A 13,545-nucleotide genomic window follows, 5' to 3' on the forward strand; every position below is an offset into this window, starting at 1 on the left:
CGGCCGCGCCGCTGACGTCCGACCGCGTCCACCGGTCGGTGGACGGGCGGGCAGACGATCGGTCGTCGCGCGGCCGGCCCCCGGCGCGCAAGGCTGGGCGGCATGGCGACGACACCGGCGACCACCCCGGCCACGACCCCAGGACAGGCGCGGGACACCCACGCCGTCCGGGTGCGCGACCTGCGCAAGAGCTACGGCGACAAGCACGCCGTCGACGGCCTCGACCTCGACATCGAGCGGGGCGAGGTCTTCGCGCTCCTCGGCCCGAACGGCGCGGGCAAGACGACGACCGTCGAGATCCTCGAGGGCTACCGGCACCGCGACGGCGGCGAGGTCGAGGTCCTCGGCGCGGACCCGGCGTCCGCGGGGCGTACCTGGCGGTCCCGGATCGGGATCGTCCTGCAGACCTCGAACGAGAACGCCGAGCTGACCGTCGAGGAGATGGTCCGGCACTTCGCGCTCTACTACCCCGGATCCCGCGACCCCGACGAGGTCATCGCCGCGGTCGGCCTCGAGGAGAAGCGCAGGGCCCGGATGCGGGCGCTGTCCGGCGGCCAGCGCCGCCGCCTCGACGTCGCGCTCGGCATCGTCGGCAACCCCGAGCTGCTCTTCCTCGACGAGCCGACGACCGGCTTCGACCCGCAGGCCCGCCGCGACTTCTGGGACCTCGTGCGTTCCCTGCGCAGCGACGGCACGACGATCCTGCTGACGACGCACTACCTCGACGAGGCCGAGCAGCTCGCGGACCGGGTCGCGGTCATCGCCTCCGGGCGGATCGTCGCCCTCGACACCCCGGAGCGGCTCGGCGGCCGGATGGCGCACCGGGCCCGGGTCCGGTGGGAGGAGGACGGCGTCGTCCACGAGGAGTCGACGGACGCGCCGACCCCGCTCGTCGTCGAGCTCGCACGCCGCTTCGGCGGTGAGGTGCCGGGCCTGCAGGTCGTCCGGCCGAGCCTCGAGGACGTCTACCTGTCCCTGATCGGCGACGTCGAGGACGCCGCGGCCGAGCTCGCGAGGAGCACCCGATGACCACCCCGGCCACCACCCCGACGGGCGCCGCCACCGCCGCCCGCCCGCACGCCGCGCGCACGCCGTCCGTGCTGGGCCTCGGCGTCGCCCGGACCCGGATCGAGCTGCGCGAGTTCTTCCGCGAGCGCGACAGCATGGTCTTCACCTTCGCGTTCCCGGTGATCATGCTCTTCATCTTCGGGGCCGTCTTCTCCGGCGACATCGGCGGCGGGGTCTCGTTCACCCAGTACTTCACGGCCGGGATGATCGCCTCCGGCATCGCGCTGTCGAGCTTCCAGTCGCTCGCCATCGGGATCGCCGTGGAGCGCGACGACGGCGCCCTCAAGCGGCTGCGCGGGACGCCGATGCCACCGGCGGCGTACTTCCTCGGCAAGATCGGGCTCGTCCTCGTGACGAGCGTCGTGCAGACCGCGGTGCTGCTCGCCGTGGGCCGGGTCTTCTACGGGCTCGACCTGCCGACGTCCGGCGACCTGTGGCTGCGCTTCGCCTGGATCTTCGTGCTCGGGACGGCGGCCGGCACCGTCGTCGGGATCGCCTACTCGAGCGTCCCGCGGTCCTCCCGCAGCGCCGGCGCGGTCGTCAGCCCCGTCGTCATCGTGCTCCAGTTCATCTCCGGGGTGTTCTTCGTCTACAGCGAGCTGCCCGGGTGGATGCAGAACGTCGGGGCGGTGTTCCCGCTCAAGTGGCTCGCCCAGGGGATGCGGTCGGTGTTCCTGCCGGAGGGGTTCGCGTCCCAGGAGACGGGCGGTACGTGGGCGCTGGGGCAGACCGCGCTCGTGCTCGCCGCCTGGACGGTCGTCGGCCTGCTGCTCGCGCTGCGGACGTTCCGCTGGCAGCGCCGGGACGCCGGCTGAGGCGCGGCGCAGAATGGACCCCATGAGCACGCACGAGCACGTGTGGGACCGGTTCATGACCGGCTGGCACGTCGCGTTCGGGCTGTTCGTCGGGCTCGCCGCGATCTGGGTCACCTCGACGACCCACCTGACGCCGGCCGAACGGGTCGCGTGCTTCGCGCTGCTCGGGGTGCTCGCCGTCGCGTACGCGACGCTCGTGCTGCCGGCGAGCCAGGACGTCCGCCAGGGCCACCGCGGGACGGCGTACCTGCTCGTCGCCGTCGCCGTGACCGGGGTGGCCTGCGCGGTCGACGTCGCGATGACGATGCTGCTGTTCGTCGTCTTCTCGCACGTGTGGATGTTCACCGCCACCCGGTTCCGCGGCGCCGTGTTCGCGGCCCTGCTCACGGTGAGCGCGTCGGCGGGGCTCATGACGAACGCCGGCTGGTCGGCCGAGGTGGCCCGCGAGGTGGTCCCCCAGCTCGGGATCGCCCTCGGGTTCAGCCTGCTGCTCGGCTTCTGGGTGGCCCGCATCATCGACCAGTCCAAGGAGCGGGCCGACCTCATCACCCAGATCGAGGCCGCCCGGGCCGACCTCGCGCTCGCCGAGCAGGCCCGCGGCACCCTCGCCGAGCGCGAGCGGGTCGCCCGGGAGATCCACGACACGCTCGCCCAGGGCTTCACGAGCATCGTCATGCTCGCCCAGGGCGCGGCCGCGCGGCTGCCGCACGACCCGGACGGCGCGGCCGACCGGCTCGGGACGATCGAGGAGGTCGCCCGGGACAACCTCGCCGAGGCCCGGGCGCTCGTCGCGGCGCTGTCGCCGGTGGACCTCGACGGGCGGACCTTCGCCGACGCCGTCCGCCGCCTCGGCGAGCGGTTCGCCCGCGAGACCGGGCTCGTCGTCCGGGTCGAGGCGCCGGAGGCCGTGGCGCACCTGACCCGGGACGGCGAGGTCGTGCTGCTGCGCGCCGTCCAGGAGGCGCTGACGAACGTCCGCCGGCACTCCGGGGCACGCAGCGTCGTCCTGCGCCTCGTGCCGCAGGACGGCGACGTGCGGCTCGAGGTGACCGACGACGGGCAGGGCTTCACGCCGGGCGCCGCGGAGGGCTTCGGGCTCACCGGGATGCGTGGGCGGGTCGGCGAGGTCGGCGGCGACGTCGACGTCGCGAGCGCGCCGGGCGGCGGCACCCACCTGGTCGTCCGGGTGCCGCTCGTCGCCGCGGGCGGTGGGGCGTGATCCGGGTGCTCGTCGTCGACGACCACCCGGTGGTGCGCTCGGGCCTCGTCGGGCTGCTCGACGTCGAGACCGACCTCGAGGTCGTCGGGGAGGCCGGGGACGGCGCCGAGGCGGTCGCGCAGGTGGCCGCACTGGCCCCCGACGTCGTCCTCATGGACCTGCGGATGCCGACGATGGACGGTGCCGCGGCGACCGGGGCGATCCTCGCCGCGCACCCCGAGGTGCGGGTGCTCGTGCTCACGACGTACGACACGGACGCCGACATCGTCCGCGCGGTCGAGGCGGGGGCCACCGGCTACCTGCTCAAGGACACCCCGCGGGTGCAGCTCGTCGAGGCGGTCCGGTCGGCGGCGCGCGGCGAGACCGTGCTCGCCCCGGCCGTCGCGGCCCGGCTCGTGTCCCGGATGCGCGGCCCGGCGGCGGACCCGCTGACCCCGCGCGAGGTCGAGGTGCTCGCCGCGGTCGCCCAGGGGCTGTCGAACGCCGAGATCGGCCGGGTGCTGTTCATCGGCGAGGCGACCGTGAAGACGCACCTGCTGCGGGCGTTCACCAAGCTCGGGGTCGACGACCGCACCCGGGCCGTCACGGTCGCGATGGAGCGCGGGATCCTGCCGAGCCCGGGCGGCTGACGGCCGCTCCCCCGGCGTGCGGTCAGGCCGGGGCGCCGAGCCAGTCGTCGACGGCGGTCAGGAGGCGCTTGCGGACGTCGGCCGGCGCCCGGGAGGCCTCGATCGAGCTGCGGGCCAGGTGCGCCAGGCCGGCGTCGTCGAAGCCGTGGACGTCGCGGGCGGCCTCGTACTGCGCCGCGAGCCGCGGGCCGAACAGGAGCGGGTCGTCGGCGCCGAGGGCGAGGACGGCGCCGGCGTCGACGAGCGGGCGCAGCGGGACCTCGGCGAGCGTCGGGTAGACGCCGAGCGCGACGTTGCTCGCCGGGCACACCTCGAGGGCGATCCCGGCGTCGACGACGCGGGCCAGCACGTCCGGGTCCTCGCCGCTGCGCACGCCGTGGCCCAGGCGCGCGGGCCGCAGGTAGCGCAGGGTCGTGTCGACGTGGTCGGGGCCGAGCAGCTCGCCGCTGTGCGGCAGGCTCGCGAGCCCGGCCCGGGCGGCGATCCCGAAGGCGGCGGCGAACTCCTCGGTGGAGCCGCGTCGTTCGTCGTTGCTCAGCCCGAAGCCGACGACGTCCCCGGGGCCGTCGCCGGCGTACCGGGCGGCGAGCCGGGCGAGGGTGCGGGCGTCGAGGGGGTGCCGGATCCGGCTCGCGGCGACGACGACACCGACGCTGCAGCCGGTCGTCCGGCTCGCCTCCCGGGCGGCGTCGAGGACGATCTCGAGCGCGTTCGTGAGTCCGCCGACGTGCGGTGCGTAGGACGTCGGGTCGACCTGCATCTCGAGCCACCCGGAGCCCTCGGCGGCGTCGTCCTCCGCGGCCTCGACGACGATGCGGCGCATGTCGGCGGCGTCCCGGACGCAGTTGCGCGCGGCGTCGTACAGGCGCTGGAAGCGGAACCAGCCCCGCTCGTCCGGGGTGAGCCGGAGCAGGTGCTGCTCGCGCAGGCTCTCCGGCAGCCGGATGCGGTGCTTGGCGGCGAGGTCCTTGAGCGTGGACGGCCGCATGGAGCCGGTGAAGTGCAGATGGAGGTGGGCCTTGGGCAGCGACTCGATCGTGCGTGCGGTTCCCGTGCCCTCCATGAACGCAGTCTGCCAGCGTCCGGCGACGCTCCGCTCACCAACCCCGCCGTCCGGGCGAACGTCTCCCCCGCGATCGCCGTCCGTCTACCCGAAGGACACCCGGAAGCACCCGACGGGTAGAGCGGCGGCGGTCATGGTCAGGCGGAGACGCCGGGCCCCGCAGTGGACGCCGCGGTGCGCGTGCGCTTGGCGGGCGTGCGCTTGGCGGTGCGCTTGGCGGTGCGCTTGGCGGCCCGGTCGGCGGTCCGGTCGGCGGCCTTCGCCGCGCGCTTGGCCGTGCGCTCGACGGTGCGCCCGGCGGTGCGCTGCGCGGTGTCCAGCGCGTCGCCGACCGGCTCGGTCACGGCGCTGCGCTCGCTGCGCTTGGCGGCACTGCGCTTGGCGGCACCGCGCTTGGCGGCCGCGGACCGGCGGGCGGCCGCGCGCTCGGCCTCGGCCTGCTCCTGGGCCCGGTGCTCGGCGCGGGTGCGGGCGGCCTTGCGGGCCCGGCGGGAGGCCGACTCGCGGTCACGGCGGTCCTCGGCGGGCTCGAGCACGGGGACGGTCGGGACGACGTCCGACTCGACGGCCGCGAGCAGCGGGCGCGGGGCGCCGGCGACGCGGGTGAGGACGCGTGCGAGCCGCTCCGGCTCGGCGACCGTCACGGTCATCGACGGGTGGCGCAGCAGGCCGCCCGGGACGGCCGCGGCGACCGGCTCGCGGAAGGTGACGCACAGGCCCTGCGCCGTCGTCGTGCCGAACGTGACGCCGAGGTCGGCGAGCGAGACCCGGACCCCGTAGGCCTTGAGCGGGTTGTACGGCCCGGTCACGGTGACGTCCTCGACGTTGCTCAGCGCGGTGACGAGGCGCCACGGGCCGAACGAGACCTCGAGGTGCTCGTCACCGACCTCGACGCGCGCGGTGCCGGGCCGGACCCCGAGGAACCGCAGCGGCAGCGATAGGGGAAGGGCGAAGTCGAACTCGAAGTGCTCCATGGGTGTCCCGGTACCCACCGGGCTCCGCCTCACGCGCGGCGGGGGCCGGGTGTGAGCCGTCAGACACCGGGCCGGACTGGACGCCGGAGGACCGGACGCGGGAGCCCCGGACGCGCGGGCCCCGGACGACGAGGGCCCGGACGACGACGAGCCCGAGCAGGGCGACCGGCGCCAGGTCCGCGAGGACCAGGCCGTGGCCCGGCGTGAAGGAGACGAGCACCGGCCCCTCGAAGGCGTGGTTGGCGCGGCCGAAGACGAAGGCCGCGGCGAGGAACCCGACGACGGGCAGCGGACGGGGCCGCAGCGCCGCCCAGAGCGCCGCGACGACCATGAGCCCGGCGAGCCCGGCCTGCACCCGCGGCGCGAGCGTGCCGAGGGCGTCGTCGACGACCATCGCGTAGAGGGCGTCGAGGCCCGGCCGGTCCATGTCCTGGTCCTCGGCAGCCGGGGGTGCGGGGTTGACCCCCGCGCCCGGCCCGGCGGCCCGGGTACGGCCGCTACAGCACGCAGCCGACGAGGACCGGCTCCGGCACGAGGGTGACGCCGAACGCCGTCCGGACGCCGTCGCGCACCTCGCGGGCGAGCGCCAGGACGTCCGCCGCCCGGGCCGTGCCGCGGTTGGTCAGCGCGAGGGTGTGCTTCGTCGAGAGCGACGCGGGGCCGGGCAGGCCGTGGCCGCGGGCGAACCCGGCGTGCTCGATGAGCCACGCGGCGCTCGTCTTGACCCGGCCGTCCGGCATCGGCCAGCGCGGGGCGCCCTCGGGCAGCGCGGCGGCCGCGGCGACGTCGAGGACGGGGTTGGTGAAGAAGGAGCCGGCGCTCCACGTGTCGTGGTCGGCGGCGTCCAGGACCATGCCCTTGCCGCGGCGCAGGCCCAGCACCGCCTCCCGGACCGCCGCCGTCGGGGCCCGGCCGCCCGGTTCGACGCCGAGCGTGCGGGCGAGCTCGGCGTACCGGACCGGGCCGGACAGGTCGGCGATGACCAGCTGGAACGTCACCTCGAGGACGACGTAGCGCGGGCCGCCACGGAACCGCTCCTCCTTGAGCCGCGACGTCCGGTAGCCGAACTCGAGGTCGGCGTTGGCCATGGTGACGACGCGGCGGTCCTGCCGGTCCCAGGTGCGGACGGTGGCGACGGTCTCCGCGACGTCCTGGCCGTAGGCGCCGACGTTCTGCAGCGGCGTGGCGCCGGTCGAGCCGGGGATGCCGGACAGCGCCTCGACGCCGGCCCAGCCGCGCGCCACCGTGAGGGCGACCAGGTCGTCCCACGGCTCGCCCGCGGCCACGCGCAGCGAGACGCCGCCGCAGCGGTCGGCCGCGTCGACGTCCACCCCGCGGGTGCCGACCCGCACGACGGTGCCGTCGAAGCCGTCGTCCCCGACGAGCAGGTTCGACCCGCCGCCGAGGACGAGCACCGGCTCGCCGGCGGCGTCGCACGAGCTCACCGCCTCGATGAGGGCGTCCGTCGTCGTCGCGTGCAGGAGGGTCCGCGCCGGGCCCCCGACGCGCAGGGTGGTCAGATCCGCCAGCGCGAGGGCCTGCCCGGGAACCCCGGGCGACGACGTGGCCGCTGAGGTCTCGGTCACGACCTCGACCCTAACCCTCCGTCACTCCGACGGCGCCAGGGGGCGCGCCGAACCGGCGGCGAGGAGGGACAGCGCGACGGCGACGGCGACCCCGGACAGCGCCGGGACGACCCCGAACCGGTCGCCGAGCAGCCCGAGGAACGGCGGCCCGGCGAGGAAGGCGGTGTAGCCGACGGTCGCGACGACGCTGACCCGGGCCGCGGCCCGGACCGGGTCGTCCGCGGCCGCGCTCATCCCGACCGGGAAGCCGAGCGCGGCGCCCCAGCCCCACAGCAGGGTGCCGAGGGCGGCGACGGCGAGCGGGACGGCGAGCGGGACGTCCCCGACGAGCCGGGAGCCGAGGATGAAGACCGAGACCCCGACGAGGACGGCGAGCGCGCCGGCCCGCAGCGCCGCGACCCGCCCGACCCGGCGCAGGAACCACGGGCCGGTGAACCGGGCGAGCGTCATGGCGGCGACGAAGCAGCCGTAGCCGGCCGCGCCGATGCCGTCGTCGACCGAGTAGCCGTCGACCATGCCGACGGCGATCCAGTCGTTGGCGGAGCCCTCGGACATCCCCATCCCGAGGACCATGAGGCCGAGCAGCAGGGTGCGCGGCTCGGTCCAGGCAGCGAGCGCGCCGGAGCCGCGCCGCTCGGTGCGGGGCTCGTCCGGGGCGGCCGCCGTCCGGACGTGGTCGCCCGGCAGGAACGCCCGAGTGCAGGCGTACGCGGCGCCGAGCACGGCGAGCGCGACGAGCGGCAGGTGGACCGCGACCGGCACGTCGAACCCGGCCATGACGGCGCCCAGCCCGGCGCCGCCCACGGTGCCGAGACTGAACGCGGCGTGGAACCGGGGCATGATCTCGACACCGAGGCGGCGCTCCACCTCGGCGCCCTCGACGTTCATCGCGACGTCCCACAGGCCGTTGCCGAGCCCGACGAGGAAGAGCACGGGGACGAGCACGAGCACCGTCGGGGCGAGGCCGACCCCGAGGACCCCGAGGGTGCAGACGACGGACGCCGCCGCGACCGTGCGGGCCGGACCGAGCCGGTGCACGACGGGCCCGGACAGCGGCAGCCCGGCCATCGCCCCGACGGAGACCGCGAGCAGCACGAACCCGATCCCGCTCGGGCTCAGGTCCAGGGCGTCCCGGATCGCCGGGAGCCGGGACGCCCACGTGGAGAGCAGGCAGCCGTTGACGCCGAAGACCCAGTAGGTGGCGGTCCGGGCGCGGCGGGCGCGCAGGTCGGCGGCCGCCCCGGCGGCGAGGACGTCGTCGTGCACGGGCGGGGAGCTCCTCGGGTCGGGCCGGTCGCGGTGCTCCGCGGCCGTTCGGGCTGGGCGGCCGGCCAGGTCGTGCGGCCGGTCAGGGCAGGCGGACGACCGCCTGGGCCCGGCCGAGCACCTTGGACCCGTCGCACGTCGCCGTGAGGTCGACGCGGACGGTGCGGGCCTCCTCGTCCTTGGTGGCGACGACGCCGGACACGACGACCGTGGCGCCCGCGCCGTCGTCCGGCACGGGGACCATGTTCGTGAACCGGACGCCGTACTCGACGACCGCGCCCGGGTCGCCGGCCCAGTCGGTGACGAGGCGGCCGGCCGTGGCCATCGTCAGCATGCCGTGGGCGATGACGTTCGGCAGGCCGACGGACGTCGCGACGCGCTCGTTCCAGTGGATGACGTTGAAGTCCCCGCTCGCGCCCGCGTACTTGACGAGGTCGAGCCGCTGCAGCGTGAAGGACCGCTCGGCGACGGTGTCGCCGACGGCGACGGTGTCGAAGGAGGGCCGGGTCGTGGTGGTGCCGGTCATGTCACTCGCCCCCTCGGACGACGATGGTGGACGTCACGGTGCTCACGGGCTCGCCCGCCCGCGTCGCGATCTCGGACCGGGTGGACACCATCGAGTGGCCGCCGGCGGAGCGCACGGAGTCGACGTACGAGGTCGTCACGAGGACGTCCCCGACGGTGATCGGGCGGCGGTGGACGAACTTCTCCTCGCCGTGGACGACCCGCGAGTAGTCGATCCCGGCCTCGGGGTCACGGATGACCCGGGCCTCGCTGCGCTGGGCGATGACGACCGCGAACGTCGGCGGGGCGATGACGTCCGGGTGGCCGAGCGCGCGGGCGGCGTCACCGTCGAAGTGCGCCGGGTCGGTGCTGCCGATGGCCGTGGCGAACTCGGCGATCTTCTCGCGGCTCACCTCGTACACGGACTCGGGCGGGTACTCCCGCCCCACGATGTCCGGGTTCACAGCCATCCGGGCCTCCTCGTCACGATCGTTCGTCCGGCCGGGGCGTCCGCGGCCGTCGGTGCCTGGGCAACCTATCGACCCGGCGGGCAAAGCACGACGGCCGCCCCGAGGGGCGGCCGTCGTCGGAGTGCGGGTGCCGGAACGTCAGCGGGTCTCGCGGTGCGCCGTGTGCTTCGTGCAGCGCGGGCAGAACTTCGCGAGCTCCATGCGGTCGGGGTCGTTGCGGCGGTTCTTCTTCGTGATGTAGTTCCGCTCCTTGCACTCCGTGCAGGCCATGGTGATCTTGGGGCGGACATCCTGGGACTTGCTGGCCACGGTCGTGCCTCTCTGGAGTCAAGCGAGAATCAGCGGAAGGTCGTCGTGAAGCGCACGCGAGGGACAAGCCTACGCGACGACCAGGTGTCGGTCGAACCGCGGGCCGGACCCGTGTGGTAGCGGAGGCGGGACTTGAACCCACGACACAGCGATTATGAGCCGCTTGCTCTACCAACTGAGCTACTCCGCCGGGATCGCAAGCACCCGGCGGACCAGGTCTTGCGACGAGAGCCCCAATAGGGAATCGAACCCTAGACCTTCTCCTTACCATGGAGACGCTCTGCCGACTGAGCTATTGGGGCCGGCTGCACCGCCCGGCACGCCGGGCGACGATCGCCTACGGTACACGGCCACCGGGCCCGGCGAGAAATCGCATTACGGGCCCTCGCAGGCGTTGGCGAGGGCGACCCTCCTGGCGGCCTCCGGCCCGGGCTCGTCGTTGTCCACGAGGACGACCTCGTCGGCGTCCTCCGCGTGCACGAGCGCTGCGAGCCGCTCCTCGGGGACGTCGTGGACGCCGAGCCCCGCGACGCTCATGACGACGATCCTGCGCATGACGGTCGCCCCGCTCCGCGGCCGCCGCTCGAGGCGGGGGCGCCGGGCGGCGTCCCGACGGCCGCGGTCCCATCGCACCCCGGCGGCCGAGGCCGGGCCAGAGCCGTATGTCCTGCGCCCCGGTCCCCCGCCGCGGGCGCCACGGCCGCGAAGCAGGAAAACGATCTCCGGGTACAGCGGGTCGACGGCGGCACCGATCACCAAGGGGTGAACACCTCGGGTCGTCGCTCGCTGCGCCGCGCGCTCACGGTGCGGATCGTCGCCGTCGCCCTGGCCGCGGTCTGCACCGCCGTCCTGCTCCTCGCCGTCCAGGTGCAGCACGAGGCGGACCAGCAGGCCGCGGCCGCGGCCCGGTCCCAGGCCGTGCGGTCGGCGCAGCAGCTGACGGCGCTGTTCGGCGCCTGGCGGGACAACCTGCTCGTCGCCGCGTCGGACGCCTCGCTCACCGACTGGTACACCCGTCCGCAGGACCGGGCCGCGTTGCGCGGCCGGATCGAGGCGACCCTCGTCCGGCTGCACGAGGTGTACCCGGCGCTCATCGACGAGGCCTGCTACATCGACGGCGAGGGGCCGGAGCTGGCCCGGCAGGTGCGCGGCGGCGTGGCGCTGCTCGGCGACCTGTCCCCCGACGAGTCCGCGGCGCCGTTCTCCGCCCCGACGCTGCGGCTCGAGCCGGGCACCGTCTGGCAGAACGCCCCGTACGTCTCCGTGGACAGCGGCCGCTGGGTCGTCTCGAACTCGACCCCGGTCGCCGTCGACGGCCGCAACCGCGCGCTCCTGCACTTCGAGGCGAACCTGGACGCCGTCCGCACCGAGCTCGCGCACGCGGCGGCCCCGGGGATGCGGGTGCGCGTCGTCGACGTCGGCACCGGGGACGTCGTCGCGGACACCGGGTCGGCCGCGGCGATCACGGACGCGCCGTTCCGGCGGGACGCCGGGTGGGCGGGCGCCGGCCCGGTCCGCGCGGCGCAGGTCGTCGACCTCGGGGCGACGAACGCGAACCGGTGGCGGCTCGAGGTCTCCGCACCGGCCCCGCGGCCGTTCACCGGTGCGCTCGTCGCGGTCGTGCTCGCCGCGGTCGCCGTGGCGGCCGTCGTCATCGCGCTCGTCTCGCGCCGGCTCGCGGGCGGCATCGCCGTCCCCGTCGAGGCCGTGACGCTCGTCGCCGAGTCGCTCGCGGGCGGCCGGCTCGACCTGCGGGCGCCGGTCTCGCGGGCCGACGAGATCGGCCGGATGGCGCAGGCCGTCAACGACGCCATCGAGGCGACGGCCGCCCACCGGGAGGCGATCGACCGCGCGCACGCCGAACGGGCCGAGCAGCTGCGCGACAGCCACCGCCGCCAGGAGCAGTCGAGCCGGCAGATGCGGGCCCGCGCGCAGGCGGTCATCGACGAGACGTCCGAGGCGGTCGTCGCAGAGCTGGAACGCGTCGTCCAGCAGGTCGAGGAGGTCAGGTCGGGTGCGGGGAGCATCGACCGGCGGGTGGCCCGGACCGGTGAGGTGACCCGGACCCTCGTCGCCCAGGCTGGCACCGCCGACGAGGTGGTCGGGTCGCTCGGCCAGAGCCTGCGCCGGGTCGGCGGGATCGCCGACCTCATCGCCGGCATCGCGTCCCAGACGAACCTCCTGGCGCTCAACGCGACAATCGAGAGCGCGCGGGCCGGGGCGGCCGGGCTGTCGTTCGCGATCGTCGCGCGCGAGGTCAAGGAGCTCGCCGCGAGCACCGCGACGTCGACCGGCGAGATCTCGGCGACGATCGGCGAGCTCGAGGCCGGGGCGGCCGCGGTGGCCCGCGCGATCGAGGTCATGGCCGACAACGTCACGGGGATCGACGCGGCCTCCGGGGACGTCACCGCGCTCACCGCGCGGCAGCAGGAGGCGGTGGAACGGCTCGCCACGGGCGTCCGGGACGCGATCGACCGCATCCGGACGATGTCGAGCCTGACGCAGGGGCTCGAGCGCCGGGCCGCGGACCGGGTGCCGGTGACGACGCCGGCCGTCGTCCACGTCGGCGGGAGGGCGTACGAGACGGTCGTGACCGACATCAGCGAGCAGGGCACGCGGCTGCGGCAGCCGGCCGGCACGTCGCTCGCCGCCGGGCAGGGCCTGCGGCTGGACCTCGTGCTCGACACCGGGACCTGGACGGTCGGCGCGCGGGTCGTCCGCACGTCGGGCGGCGGGCAGGACGCCGGCCTGGAGTACACCGACGTCCCCGCCGACGCGCAGCGGGCGCTCGCCGACTACCTGGCCGCCTACCGCTCCGCGTGACCGGGGTCAGGCCGGGGCGGTCACCGAGTACGTCACCGAGAACTCGCCGCTGTTGTCCGAGCGCTTGAGGTCGTTGACCGTGAACGCGACGGTGCCGCCGGAGGCCGCCGTGAACGACCTCGAGCCCCCGGCGAGCGACCAGCCCCCGGTGCCGACGCGCACGAGGAGCGCACCGATCGGTGCGCCCGGCAGCACCGCCTCGGTGGCGTCGTACAGGGGCGGGCAGGACCCGGCACCGCCGGTCACCGAGCGGGCGCCGGACGGCGCGAACTCGTTCTGCCCGGTGCACGAGTCGACGGCGAAGTAGCCGCCGACGACCGACCCGCCGGCCCGGACGCTCACCGTGCTGCCGGCGGAGACGGCCACGCCGGCGACGACCTCCTTGGCCGCGGCGACGGACGTCGAGTACGACCGGGTCGTCGCCGCGGGCTTCGTCGTGGTGGTCGTCGTGCGGGCGGTCGTGGTCGTCGTGCGGGCGGGTGTCGTGCGGGTCGGCGAGGAGGTCGCGGTCCGGGCGCGCGTCGCGGACGCGGGCCGGGCCGAGGTCGCCGGGCCCGTCGTCGGCGCGCTCGTCGTCGCGGTCGGGGACACCGTCGGCCCGGTGGTCGTGGCGCTCGCGGGACCGGACGTCGTGACGGGCAGGGACGTCGTCGGGCCGCCGACGGGCAGGGCCGCCGGGGCGATGGGCGCCGGCGCACCCGAGGCCGCCGCGGAGGCCGGGGCGTCCCCCGCGGGGCGCAGGAGCGTGACGGCGGTGCTGGCGCCGACGAGCGCGAGCAGGGCGGCAGCGGCCGCGGCGAAGCGGGCGGTGCCGACCCG

The 13,545-nt window shown here is 75.7% G+C and carries 15 protein-coding genes, 2 tRNA genes and 1 pseudogene; 6 read left to right on the forward strand and 12 right to left on the reverse strand.

Annotated features, from left to right (window positions below):
* Positions 1-102 precede the first annotated feature (102 nt).
* The 4 genes from ECOMGDLI_RS20765 to ECOMGDLI_RS20780 are packed head-to-tail and all read left to right on the forward strand — an operon-like array spanning position 103 to position 3,731.
* Positions 103-1,029, forward strand: coding sequence for an ABC transporter ATP-binding protein (locus ECOMGDLI_RS20765; RefSeq protein WP_088318771.1), 927 nt, complete (start codon positions 103-105; stop codon positions 1,027-1,029).
* The gene (locus tag ECOMGDLI_RS20770; protein WP_088318772.1) at positions 1,026-1,883 is read left to right on the forward strand and encodes an ABC transporter permease; all 858 of its coding nucleotides are present in this window, start codon (positions 1,026-1,028) and stop codon (positions 1,881-1,883) included. Before ECOMGDLI_RS20765 ends, ECOMGDLI_RS20770 begins: the two co-directional genes overlap by 4 nt.
* 22 nt (positions 1,884-1,905) lie before the next feature.
* Entirely contained in the window at positions 1,906-3,102 is a 1,197-nt protein-coding gene (locus ECOMGDLI_RS20775; RefSeq protein WP_158221087.1) for a sensor histidine kinase, read from the forward strand.
* Entirely contained in the window at positions 3,099-3,731 is a 633-nt protein-coding gene (locus ECOMGDLI_RS20780; RefSeq protein WP_088318774.1) for a response regulator transcription factor, read from the forward strand. Before ECOMGDLI_RS20775 ends, ECOMGDLI_RS20780 begins: the two co-directional genes overlap by 4 nt.
* Before the next feature lie 22 nt (positions 3,732-3,753).
* On the opposite strand, the gene ECOMGDLI_RS20785 is transcribed toward ECOMGDLI_RS20780, so the two are convergent.
* The 11 genes from ECOMGDLI_RS20785 to ECOMGDLI_RS34785 all read right to left on the reverse strand — a co-directional run bounded on the left by ECOMGDLI_RS20785 (position 3,754) and on the right by ECOMGDLI_RS34785 (position 10,440).
* Positions 3,754-4,794 (reverse strand): adenosine deaminase, encoded by a 1,041-nt coding sequence (locus ECOMGDLI_RS20785; RefSeq protein WP_088318775.1) that lies wholly within the window; start codon positions 4,792-4,794, stop codon positions 3,754-3,756.
* Between the two features lie 137 nt (positions 4,795-4,931).
* Positions 4,932-5,768 carry a hypothetical protein gene (locus ECOMGDLI_RS35410; protein ID WP_198955045.1) on the reverse strand — a complete coding sequence of 279 codons (837 nt, stop codon included), beginning with the start codon at positions 5,766-5,768 and terminating at the stop codon, positions 4,932-4,934.
* Positions 5,674-6,195: a hypothetical protein gene (locus ECOMGDLI_RS20795; RefSeq protein ID WP_088318776.1), complete on the reverse strand. Its 522-nt coding sequence runs from the start codon at positions 6,193-6,195 to the stop codon at positions 5,674-5,676. The genes ECOMGDLI_RS35410 and ECOMGDLI_RS20795 overlap by 95 nt, the downstream gene beginning before the upstream one ends.
* A gap of 70 nt (positions 6,196-6,265) precedes the next feature.
* Complete coding sequence (locus tag ECOMGDLI_RS20800; protein WP_088318777.1) at positions 6,266-7,354, reverse strand: UDP-N-acetylmuramate dehydrogenase; 1,089 nt, start codon at positions 7,352-7,354, stop codon at positions 6,266-6,268.
* A 21-nt stretch (positions 7,355-7,375) separates the two neighbouring features.
* Positions 7,376-8,620 (reverse strand): MFS transporter, encoded by a 1,245-nt coding sequence (locus ECOMGDLI_RS20805; RefSeq protein ID WP_088318778.1) that lies wholly within the window; start codon positions 8,618-8,620, stop codon positions 7,376-7,378.
* An 82-nt stretch (positions 8,621-8,702) separates the two neighbouring features.
* On the reverse strand, positions 8,703-9,146 hold the full coding sequence (locus tag ECOMGDLI_RS20810) for a MaoC family dehydratase (protein WP_088318779.1): 444 nt from the start codon (positions 9,144-9,146) through the stop codon (positions 8,703-8,705).
* 1 nt (position 9,147) lies between these two features.
* Positions 9,148-9,594, reverse strand: coding sequence for a MaoC family dehydratase N-terminal domain-containing protein (locus ECOMGDLI_RS20815; protein WP_088318780.1), 447 nt, complete (start codon positions 9,592-9,594; stop codon positions 9,148-9,150).
* A 138-nt stretch (positions 9,595-9,732) separates the two neighbouring features.
* Entirely contained in the window at positions 9,733-9,903 is a 171-nt protein-coding gene (gene rpmG, locus ECOMGDLI_RS20820; RefSeq protein WP_088285129.1) for a 50S ribosomal protein L33, read from the reverse strand.
* A 114-nt stretch (positions 9,904-10,017) separates the two neighbouring features.
* Positions 10,018-10,093 (reverse strand) — tRNA-Met (locus tag ECOMGDLI_RS20825).
* Positions 10,094-10,132: 39 nt separating this feature from the next.
* A tRNA-Thr gene (locus ECOMGDLI_RS20830) sits at positions 10,133-10,205 on the reverse strand.
* A 73-nt stretch (positions 10,206-10,278) separates the two neighbouring features.
* The gene (locus tag ECOMGDLI_RS34785; protein WP_158221088.1) at positions 10,279-10,440 is read right to left on the reverse strand and encodes a hypothetical protein; all 162 of its coding nucleotides are present in this window, start codon (positions 10,438-10,440) and stop codon (positions 10,279-10,281) included.
* 225 nt (positions 10,441-10,665) lie between these two features.
* Here ECOMGDLI_RS34785 and ECOMGDLI_RS20840 point away from each other — a divergent pair, with 225 nt between their 5' ends.
* A complete protein-coding gene (locus tag ECOMGDLI_RS20840; protein ID WP_088318782.1) occupies positions 10,666-12,726 on the forward strand; it encodes a methyl-accepting chemotaxis protein in 2,061 nt (686 codons plus the stop codon).
* 6 nt (positions 12,727-12,732) lie between these two features.
* On the opposite strand, the gene ECOMGDLI_RS20845 is transcribed toward ECOMGDLI_RS20840, so the two are convergent.
* Positions 12,733-13,092, reverse strand: a complete 360-nt coding sequence (locus ECOMGDLI_RS20845; protein ID WP_088318783.1) for a hypothetical protein — start codon at positions 13,090-13,092, stop codon at positions 12,733-12,735.
* Between the two features lie 16 nt (positions 13,093-13,108).
* Between ECOMGDLI_RS20845 and ECOMGDLI_RS20850 the strand changes: the two are divergent.
* A pseudogene (locus ECOMGDLI_RS20850) lies at positions 13,109-13,545 on the forward strand (hypothetical protein); the annotation flags it as partial.

The organism is Kineosporia sp. R_H_3, assembly GCF_002198675.1.
In the GTDB taxonomy this organism is placed as follows: domain Bacteria; phylum Actinomycetota; class Actinomycetes; order Actinomycetales; family Kineosporiaceae; genus R-H-3.